Origin of the sequence: Prescottella subtropica, from assembly GCF_005434945.1 — a bacterium.
Classification (GTDB): domain Bacteria; phylum Actinomycetota; class Actinomycetes; order Mycobacteriales; family Mycobacteriaceae; genus Prescottella; species Prescottella subtropica.
The window spans coordinates 1-9,992 of record NZ_SKCH01000046.1; the positions used below are offsets into that span (position 1 = coordinate 1).

At 67.9% G+C, this 9,992-nt stretch carries 8 protein-coding genes; 4 read left to right on the top strand and 4 right to left on the bottom strand.

What is annotated here, in order from left to right; all coding sequences use genetic code 11:
* Positions 1-485: 485 nt before the first annotated feature.
* From E0497_RS20065 to E0497_RS20075, 3 genes are all read right to left on the bottom strand, one after another.
* Entirely contained in the window at positions 486-1,328 is an 843-nt protein-coding gene (locus E0497_RS20065) for a ParB/RepB/Spo0J family partition protein (protein ID WP_137726563.1), read from the bottom strand.
* A gap of 1 nt (position 1,329) precedes the next feature.
* Positions 1,330-2,043: a ParA family protein gene (locus E0497_RS20070; RefSeq protein ID WP_137726564.1), complete on the bottom strand. Its 714-nt coding sequence runs from the start codon at positions 2,041-2,043 to the stop codon at positions 1,330-1,332.
* 234 nt (positions 2,044-2,277) lie between these two features.
* On the bottom strand, positions 2,278-2,712 hold the full coding sequence (locus tag E0497_RS20075; RefSeq protein WP_137726565.1) for a hypothetical protein: 435 nt from the start codon (positions 2,710-2,712) through the stop codon (positions 2,278-2,280).
* Positions 2,713-2,771: 59 nt separating this feature from the next.
* Between E0497_RS20075 and E0497_RS20080 the strand changes: the two genes are divergently transcribed.
* Positions 2,772-3,032 (top strand): helix-turn-helix domain-containing protein, encoded by a 261-nt coding sequence (locus tag E0497_RS20080; RefSeq protein ID WP_137726566.1) that lies wholly within the window; start codon positions 2,772-2,774, stop codon positions 3,030-3,032.
* A 28-nt stretch (positions 3,033-3,060) separates the two neighbouring features.
* On the opposite strand, the gene mobF is transcribed toward E0497_RS20080, so the two are convergent.
* Entirely contained in the window at positions 3,061-7,368 is a 4,308-nt protein-coding gene (gene mobF, locus E0497_RS20085; protein ID WP_137726569.1) for a MobF family relaxase, read from the bottom strand.
* 304 nt (positions 7,369-7,672) lie between these two features.
* On the opposite strand from mobF, the gene E0497_RS20505 reads away from it, so the two are divergent.
* From E0497_RS20505 to E0497_RS20095, 3 genes are all read left to right on the top strand, one after another.
* Positions 7,673-7,834, top strand: a complete 162-nt coding sequence (locus tag E0497_RS20505; protein WP_161987473.1) for a hypothetical protein — start codon at positions 7,673-7,675, stop codon at positions 7,832-7,834.
* A 766-nt stretch (positions 7,835-8,600) separates the two neighbouring features.
* Positions 8,601-9,233 carry a hypothetical protein gene (locus E0497_RS20090; RefSeq protein ID WP_137726567.1) on the top strand — a complete coding sequence of 211 codons (633 nt, stop codon included), beginning with the start codon at positions 8,601-8,603 and terminating at the stop codon, positions 9,231-9,233.
* 50 nt (positions 9,234-9,283) lie between these two features.
* Positions 9,284-9,514: a hypothetical protein gene (locus E0497_RS20095; protein ID WP_137726568.1), complete on the top strand. Its 231-nt coding sequence runs from the start codon at positions 9,284-9,286 to the stop codon at positions 9,512-9,514.
* The last annotated feature ends 478 nt before the right edge of the window (positions 9,515-9,992 follow it).

Here is a 9,992-nt window from a genome sequence, read left to right on the forward strand (position 1 = left end):
GCGGCTCGCCGGCCACACCAACATCGCCGGCGCGCTACGCCACCACGGCCGTGATCCACACCGACCGATCGATCTACTTCATGCCGCCTGACATGGGGTTATGCGACTTTGCCGGGCCCCTGGCTTCATGCCGGCTGAAACACGTTTGGGTTTACCGCGGTAAAGACGCGGTGCTCTCGTGCGGCGGATGCAGCCGACTTCACTGCTCGCCCGCCAGCCTGCCACGATGCTCTGGCCGGTCACCGAATCATCTTGAACCGTTCCGGGCTGGGGGCTTCCGGGAGTGTCGCACCTGACTGGCGTTGACTCCGATGCCCCGGAATCTGTTTTACCGCGGTAAAGCAGAGATCGACCTCGACGCGTAGGCGAGTGCCTCAACGGTCGATGAGTGAGTGCGGGCCTTCGTGTGAAGTGCGTGAGGCCGGGCGGTTTACCGCGGTAAAGACAGTGGGCTGGTTTACCGCGGTAAACCAGCCCACTGTCCACTACTCCGGGGCGGTAAGTGCTTCGAGTAGATCGTGCAGACCGCCCTCGTCGAGGTAGGACCGCAATGCTCGAGCGAGAGTGGGCGCATCGGCGTCGAGCCTGCGGAACGTGCGCACGATCTTGTCGGGATCAGCCGGGATCTGGGTGGCCGGGCCGGCAGGCTGGCGGTCAGGAGTTCCCGTGTTCTGGGCGGTCCACGCGTCGACCTGTCGCTCTAGTGGCACCTGCGCGAGAGCCCGGGCCTGCCGAATGGCGAGCTCTCCGCGTCGGAGTGCGGCTTGAAGCTCGGGCGCCAACTTGAGCAGTGCCCGCCGCTGGGAGACCCACCCGGGTGTCTTGCCGAGCTTGAGTGCCACGGTCTCGGCTCGACCGCATTCGGTCACCATCAGCTCGACCGCCTTGGCTTCCTCGATGACGTCGAAGTCGCGACGGCCGATGTTCTCGGTCACGGCGGCGGCCAACAGTGTGGCACGGTCTTGTGCGATCTCGTCCTTGACGATGATGTCCAGGGTGGTGCGGCCGAACTTGCCGGCGGCGGCGTAGCGGCGGCAACCGTTGACCACCACCCACCGTGCATCTCCGATCTCGTCGACATCCTGGGGGTAGAGCTTCAGGTAGGCGTCGCGGGCGACTGTCAGTGCCGGCTGCAGCTGGGTATCGGCGATCGAGGCGAGATCCTCGAGGTCGCCGATCTCGTCCCGAGGGTTGCGGGGGTTGGGGACCAATTCGGTCAGTGGGACAGCGGTCGGGGCGGTCGGTCCGCTGCGTTGGCGCTCGACGGGGGAATGCTCGCCGACGCTACTGGCCAAGGAGGCGAGGGAGGTGCGGGTACCCCGGGCCACGTCAGCGCCCTCCGTCGATCTGAAGTTCGAGCGCGAGACGGTAGAAGTCCTCGCGGGCTTGCAACGCAACACGATTGGCCGGGTACTCGGTGACCACCAGTCCGTCCGCGCTGGCGCGGGTATGCAGCTTGTAGTGGCGGATGACGGTGTTGGCGAGCGGCCATCCGTGGGCTCGGACGAACTCCTGGGTTTCTTCGAGATCTCGGGTGCCGTCCCGACGATCCCAGTTGTTGATGACGACCGTGTAGGGGATGCCGCGGGGCTCGAGCACCTTCTGGATGGTGCGGGCGGTCGGATCGAACGACAGGGGTTCGGTCTCCATCGGCACGATGACGTGGTCGGCGACGTCGAGGACGGCGCGGAGGGCTTCCGCGGCCGGTCCCTGGCCGAGTGGGTCGTCGATGTCGTCGTTGCCGGTCAGGTCGATCCAGCCGGGGGTGTCGACGTAGACGCGGCGGATGCCGGGAAGCTGGTGAAGCGTCCGTAGCCCCTGGATGTCGTCGTGGGCCTGGACGACATGGAACGGTAGGTCGTCGATCCGATCGGCCCACCAGACTGCCGATCCCTGCGGGTCCACGGACACTGCGGCCACCGGCGAGGGGGTATCGGGATCGTCGCTGGAGCCGAGGACGTCGGCGGCGACGGCGGCGAGGTTGACGGCGATGGTGCTCTTGCCGACGCCGCCCTTCTGATTGAGGACAACGTGAACTGTCATGCGCGATGCGCCTTTCCGTGTACTTCACCCGTCGGGTCGAACGGGCTACTTCGGACACGGAGCACCCTACGGCAGATGATCACGAGGTACGGAACAGACACGCGCGCCCGACGGTGTTCCAGGACAGTGTCTGAAGGAGGTTTACCGCGGTAAAGATGAGCGGTCGTTTACCGCGGTAAACCTCCCGGCCCCGCGGGTAAGAGCTGCGGCGACGTCGCCACGGTCGAGGTCGTATCAGATGTTCCGGTGTCCGCGAGGGCCGCGGGAGACCTTGCCCTGCCGGTGGATCTCCTCGACGACTTCCCCGTGTGTCAGTTGTTCGGCGAGTCTGTTCAGAGCGAGTCGAACGACTGCGGAACGGTTGGCGTCGACTCGTTGAGGTCGCCTGCGGCCGGCGGCCCGGACGTCTTCGAGGAAGTCGTCTTCCTCGGATCCGAGGTACACGGTGCTGGGAGACAGTTCCTTCTTGTTGTCGACGGCGACGGATTCCGGCGACCCGTCTGCGGCGTGCCGTGGTGCCGGGTCCGGGCTGGCCCCGGCACCGGGATGCTCGATGTAGGTGAGCAGGCCCCCGAAGGCCGTCGCGGACTCGGTCGAGTCGTCGGTATCCGGGCTCGTTCTGTCGGCCGCGGCGGGGGCGGGTTCCGGCAGCGGAAAGTGGGAACGCATCGCACGAATGTACTACTAGTAGGGCAGACATTTTCGTACGCTAACGACGTACTGAGGGGATGCCGACACGTCCCTCGCAAACCGACCCCGAGCGCGCCCAGGCATGGGCGGAACACCGCCGACAGGTGGGCGCGACGATCCGGGCGTTGCGGATCGAGCAGGGATTGAGCCAGGAGGCGCTGGCGCTCGAATCGGGGGTCACCCGGAATGTGTTGATCCAGGTCGAGCACGGCCGGCGAGGGCTGTTGTACGAGCGGTTGTTCGACATCGCCGAGGTGCTCGGGGTGCCGGCGAGCCGGTTGCTCGCCGACCTGGAGTAGACGGCGGCCGCTGGCCGGCACGCTGCGGCTACATGCCGTAGTCGTATCCGTGGTCGGTGGGGTAGTGCGGTGGGAGGGACTGCGTGTAGTCGGGGGCCGGTGATACGGACGTGGACTTCGAGGGTTTCCGTTTCGTCGGGCCGGCCGTACCCGTTTCAGTGCGGCGGGTGACTTCCTTTTCGATCTGGTCGAGGTGCTTCTGCCTGGATGCGGCGTTCTCTTCGAGGTGGGTGATGTGGTCGGTCAGCCTCCCGATGACGTGTTCGTCGACGGTGTGGGCGCGGGCCCGGCGGGCGGCCTCGGCACGGTGTGTCTGTGCGGACTTCTCGATGATCGGCCACCGCCGTTCCGGTGGGGCGACGGATTCGAGGACCGTGACCACGGCCGCGGCGTCGTCGATCTGCTGACGGGTGGCCACACCGGAGCCGAGTATCCGCTCGAGCTCCTGGCGGGCCTGGCGGACGGCCTGGATTTTCTGGTCGTCGGCTTCGACTGCCGAGATACCAGCGTTGACGGCGGACACGGTCGAGCCCGTTCCGCGGGCAGTGTCGAGCGCTTCCCGGGCAGTATCGAGGGCTCTGAGGGTGTCGCCGAGTCGACGCCGGCTCGTCATGCGGGCCGAATAGAGTTCGGCGGCGGTGTAGTCCGCGAACGGCCCCCGCGCCCGCCCCGGCGCCGGCGCGGGCGCCGGGGTGGGGGTGTGGAGTGTGTCGATGTTCCGCTGCACCGTCGTGGCCCGGGCGCCGGTGAGGTAGGCGAGTGGGTCGGCCTGGCCGGCGGGTGCGTTGTTCTTGATCCGGGAGATCGCGACCTCGCGGGCGGTGTCCTCCCACAGTCCGATCTTCTTCGGGTCGGTGCCGGGATCGCCGAGCGCGACGAGCCACGGAGCCTTCTCCGCGGCCGCGGCCGCGGCCGCGGTGGTGGTGTAGGAGTCGATGAAGGCGTGCATCTGTTCCTGCTGGGTGCGCGCCCAGGCGGCGAGGATCGGGTCGCAGTCGGCGGCCGCCGCGGTGAGGGCGGGCACGCCGTAGCGGGCGGCGGGGTCGGTGCGGCGGCGGGGGAGCGGATCATCGCGCTTGGGGCTGATGGTCTTGTGCAGTGCGGCGGCCAGGACCCGGCCGGGCGCGTTCTTGCCGGTGTCGATGCGGCCGGCCTTACCTTCGGCCCGCATGACCGCGGCCGCATCGGCGAGCAGGGTGCGGGTGTCCCAGCCGAACGTTTCGGCCTGAGCGACGGCCGTGACGATCTGGTCCCAGCCGCCGAGCTGGTGCACCCACGAGAATTGTCGTTCGGTGAGAATTCCGCCCAATAGTTTCTCGGTGAGATCCTCGTAGAGGGCGTCGACGGCGAGGCGGTAGGTGTCGCGGAGCCGCTCCCAGGATGCGGCTTTGGCTTGTTCGTCCTCGATCATCTGGTGCACGGTGGTCTGGGATCCGTCGCGGGCGACGATCCTGCGCAGCAGGTCGACTGCGGCCGGATGCTCGTCGGGGCGGTGTTCGACGTCCCAGTCGGGGAGTTCGTCGTGGGCGGCGTAGACGATGTTGGTGTTCTTGCCGCGGGTCATCGCCACATACAGCGACTGCCGGTCCATGTTCCCGGCCGCCAACACGTGACAGGAGCCGACGGTCATACCCTGGCTGCGGTGCACCGTGGTTGCATACCCGAGTTGCACGTTGTCGGTGATGTAGTCGGATGCGACGGTCACCTCACCGTCGGAGACGTTGTTGCGTAGGCGTAGGGAGCCGTCGTCGCCGATTCCGGTGACGGTCCACAGATCACCGTTCTTCACCCGGCCCGTCTTCTGCCCGTCGGCATCCTTGACGACGTATTTGGAGTTGTTCTTGCGGGTGACGACGACGTCACCGACCGCGGCGTCGAGCCCGTCCGCCAGGACGATGCCCGGCCCGGTGACGCCGCCGCTGGCGCGGTAGTAGGCGGCGGCCTTGATGTTGAGCTCGCGCACCAGATCGTTGGTCGGGGCCACCATGAGCGCGACTTCGCCGGCTTCGACGTCGGCGACGTAGGCGTCGAACACCAGATCGGCAAGTTCGTGCCGCATCCCGTCCCGAACCCGATCCTGCGCGACATACCAGTCGAGGGCATTCTCGGCGCCGGAGCGCAGCAGCAGACTCGCCGCCGCCTCCCCGTCGGTCTTGAACCGATGCACCTGTTCGAGGAACGGCGCGTTCGTGCGCTCGGCCAGATCCCGCAGCACGCCACCGGCCTCGACCGAGGCCAACTGCTGCGGATCCCCCAACAGGCGCACCACCGCACCGGCGTCGATGGCGATCCGCGTGAGGTCCGCCAGATCCCGGGCCGACGCCATCCCGGCCTCGTCGACCAACAGCAGATCCCCCTGCTCGATGCCGGTGTCGATGCCCACCCGGGCGCGGGTGAGGACGTCGGCGATGGTGCGGCCCTCCACCGCAATCTCCTCCCCGAGCACCTCCGCCGCGCGCGCCGACGGACCCAACGCGATGACCTTGCCGTTGGTGTTCTCCCACGCCCGCGCGATCACCGTCGCCGCCGTCGTCTTGCCCGCACCGGCGGCGCCGACCGCGACCGCCACATTCTTTTTCGCGGTGAGGAAGTGCTCGATCATCGCAACCTGATCCACACCCAACGTGTGTCCGGCCTTCTTCTCGGCCCGCCGGATCTGCCGGCGGATCACCCGCTCGGCGACGGTGTGCTCGTCGTCGACGCCAGCGTGATCACGCATGAACTCCTCGGCGTCGAGCACCGCCTGGGCGGTGTACCGCATGTGCGCGCGGTCGGTGGTCTGCATCCGCACCAGGCCGCGTTCGATGCGTTCACTGATCCGCTCCGGCGCGTCATACACCTCGGTAAAGGTGGGCAGGCACAGGTCCCGCAACGCCAACTCGAGCGCATCGGCGACCGAGTCGTTGACATCCGTCTCGCCCGGGAAACTGAACTCCCGCAGCCGGCGTTGAATCTCCGCCTCGAGCGAGAACACCGTCCACGACCCCGCCTTGCGTGACAGATCGTCGGTGACGGTGCCGACGAGATCGGGCAGCATCCCCGGATCGAACGGCGGCCGTTTGTCGCGCCCGGACTGCACCGCGCCGATCAGCTCGCGCGGCTCCCCGCCGGCGAGAATCGCGGACGCCCGCTCGCGCCATTCGGCGCGCAGCTCCGCCAACGACCGCGGCGGGTTCTTCGCATTCCGGGTGTCCAAGGTGGCCTGCTGCGCGTGGGCGTACTGCACCTTCTTCGGCGGATTCTTCCCGTACCGCTGCTTGTACTCGCGGGCGAGTTCGCCCTGCCGATCCTCGATCTGCGCCCGCCGCGAAAACTCCTCCAACAGCGAGACAGGAATACCGGCGACCTCGTGCACGGGTAGCTTGTTCGCAGCCATGTCCTCCCGCGGCGCGAACGTCACCCCGAGCTTCCGGGCCACCAGATCCGCCACCCGCGTGTTGTAGCGTTCGGAGGCCGCAACGTTCGCCTTGTACAGCACGGTCCCGTCGATCGTGGTCCATCGTCCCTCTGCGAGGACCCGGTTCAGGATCGCGGAATGGGTGTGCAGGTTCGGGTCCCCGGCCCGGTTGTCGAAGTGATCGAACCGGGCGATCAGCAGTCCGTCGGCCTTCACCTTCCGCGCGCCGCCGGCGCCGCGGCGGGTGTAGATCACCTCGTCCTCGATCCACGACAGCGCCTCGTCCACGGCCTGCGTGTGCGCGGCCTCCACCGCCGCTTTCACGGTCTCGTCGCCGAGTCCCCACAGCAGGGAAATCGACTTCACCGGCGTGAACACCAGGTCGTAGCCGGCGACGGGCTGCCGCATCTTCGCGTACTCGTCGACGACGAACGACCACACCTCGTCGTCGCTCAGCAGGTCCGCCCGCTCACCCCGCGCCGCCCGCAGATGCTTGCGGGCCGTAGCGAGCTGGATCTGCTGCTTCACGACAGAATCCGGGTAGGCGCCGTGCGCGGCCTTGTGCGCCGAACACAGTTCCTCGACGTCGTTGACGAACTCCTGGGAGTTCTCGAACCACGAAAACGCCCGACCCAACGCGGTGCGCCGCGACCACTCCAACCGCTCGTCGAGCGGCGCATCCCACGCCGGCCGCGTCGCCAACGCGTCCGGGGTGCGGGCCGCCCCGAACACCGACCGCATCGACTCCTCGGTGACTTCCGTGCCGACCTCGACCCCGACCGCCTCGGCCAACTTGCCGCACCACACACCGGGCGGGGTGCCCTTCGCGAGGTAGTAGTCGACCGCGTCTTTCTTCGTCGTCTCCGTCGCGTCGCCGGCCGCGACATGCTTCGTCAGATACACGTAGCCGTCCCCAGCACTGAGCTTGTGGACGGTCATCACGAGGGCCGATTATGCCAGGTCGCAACTTTAGTGCATGAGGTGTATCAATCATTTTTCTCTGTTCACCGGACGACAGGCCGGTGAGGACGCCGGTGCGTGCGGATGCGCAGGCGGCAGCGGGAGGTAGGCCGGGGACGGCTGCACGGTGCGGCAGCTCGATGCGATCGTCCGGGCGGGTGCAGGCGGCCGCGGTGTCACCCGATGCCCCCGCCCCGTCCCGCGCCCGACCTGGCTGGCGCACTGCGGTGCGCGAACACCACGATGGGTGCGAGAGTGGACGTGAGTGAGAGGGGCGGTAGCGGTGAGCGACGGCGAACGCAGTGAGCGGGAGTGGGAGCAGATGGCGCAGTGGGCCGAGCACGACATGCGGCTACCGACGGCGTCGGTGACCGCGCTGCGGGGCCCGGATGCAGCCCGCATCGGCCGGCGCCTGCTCGAGCGATCGACCGAAAAGGATCGCTGACCGCCACACCGGAACCGCACGGTATCGGGGGCCGTAGCCGGGGCGTCGTGTCGCACACTCTGCGCGCGGCAGGTGTGCAGATGTGTGGCGTTTGATCGCGTGCACTGCTTCGCATCGTCGACCATGGCCGGATCCCGGCGGTCGATCGTGCGATGCGGATCGGACCGGTCTGCGGCGGGTCGAAGACTCACCGCGTCGAGCGGTCGGTGTGCGGCCCGGCCGTCGGCCGAACCGTCCGTGGGTGCGGTGCGAAGGCCGGTCGGTGTGCCGCCGCTCCCGGATTCCTGCGGTGTCGGCGACGACACCGGCGAGTCGGCCGACGCGAGAAACATCGGGGTGGTGGGCGGACCCACTGGAGGGCACACGTCCCCGTCGTGCTTCGTGCGGCGGGGACGTCTCACGTCTCGCATGTCGCATCGCGTTGCATGTCTCGCGTGGCACCTCGTGTCGCACTTGTCGCATCGGTCTTGTCGCAGTCGTCTCACGCTTCTCGCCCGGCATCCGATGATGCGATTCGGTGCGGGTGACGGTGTCGCCGGTCGTCTCACCGATGCGAACCGCCAACCGGGCTCGCACCGTTTCCGGCGGGCCCACTCGTCCTCGATCGGTGGTTGTCGCAGTCGTGCGATGCGATCGGAATGTGTGTCGGACCGGGATGCGACAGTGATCGCACACGGGCCCGGGGTGGCGGCGTGATGCGACAGATGGTCGGCGTTCCGCCGGGTGCGGTGAGACGTTCGGTGAGAACAAAAAAGGGGGGGCGAGGGTGCGACAGGACGAGCATCAGGTCGACGGGGCCGACGCGTGGATCGTGGACGAGACACGGCGGATCCTGCTCGAGTGGATCGGATTCGATCCGGTGGTGACACCCGGCGAGCAGCAGGCGCTGATCGTCCGGGAAGCGTCACGGTTGCAGGCGTTGACCGCGGCGGCCGCGGACGAACTCGAGCAGACGACACCGATGTCGCCGGCGTCGACGTACACGGATGTGGTGCAGGCGCGGGTGGCGGTGTGGCAGACCGCGAGAGAGGACGTGCTCGCACGGGAGTTGTATCCGCGGGTGACACCGGAGATGGTCACAGAGCGTGCAGTGTTCGACGCGTGGATCGAACGCGAGATCGAGCGAGAGCAGGACGCATCACGGGAGGCCCGGGATCCGGATCGGTGGCGGACGAAGAATGTGCGGCCGATGCGGGCCGCGGAGCGGGTCGTCGAACGGGTGTGGCTGGCGAAGCCGGCATGGTTCCGCAGGCTGGCCCGCGCACTGGTCGCACAGCGGATCGAGGACAACCAGCGGGTACCGATGACCGCCTACGATCCGATCGTCGACGAGTTGACGGAGTGGATCGACGACGAGATCCGTCGCCATCCGCCGGCCGACCCGGACGTGCCGTTCTGACCGGCACCACGATCGTGTTCTGCCGAACCACCAACATGAAGTGAGGGGCTGTGCCGGGAAAACACACGACCGTCGCGGACGCGTGGGCGTCGATCGCACGCACGGAGCCGATCCTGCAGATCGAGGGCCGCGACATCAGCGATGAGGACAAGAAGATGACCGTCGAGTTGATCTGCGGCATCATCACCCTCGACGACGTCAAGGATCGTCTCCTGCGCGCCGCCGGGTACGGGATCTCCCCGGTACAGCCGCCGGCACGCGCACGGGCCCGCCGCGTGTAGCCCCGGCCGGGTACGGCGCCGCACCGGGTCTGGTTGCCGCGGAGTTATCGGGGTTCGTGTTCGGCGGCGATCCCGTCGCGGCTCTGCGCGCGGAAGCCGGCTGATCGTGCCGAGCCCACGGAATGCGAGATCGTACGGACTCGTCTCGGGTTCCTTCGCCGCGTAGTGCTCGATGTACCAGGCAGCAGCCCGAGCCAACTGTGCGCGTTCGTCGACCGTCGGTTTTCTTCTTGCCATGCTTCATTCCACGCGCGCGCCGGCTCCACCGGTAGGGCACCAGGGCTCTGTGACACCGGTCGGGGTGGACCGGTCCGGTACGAGGAAAGTCCCGGCCGCCGCCCGCCCGTGGCACCGGGATAGAGCCCCGTGGAGTGGTGTAAACCGTTGAGCGCGTAGCTCTGTGGTGCCGGTGATTATGCCGTAAGCGGGACAGATTCGTCCACGTCCGTCTCCGCGGGCGGGGCAGGTTCGATGGAGG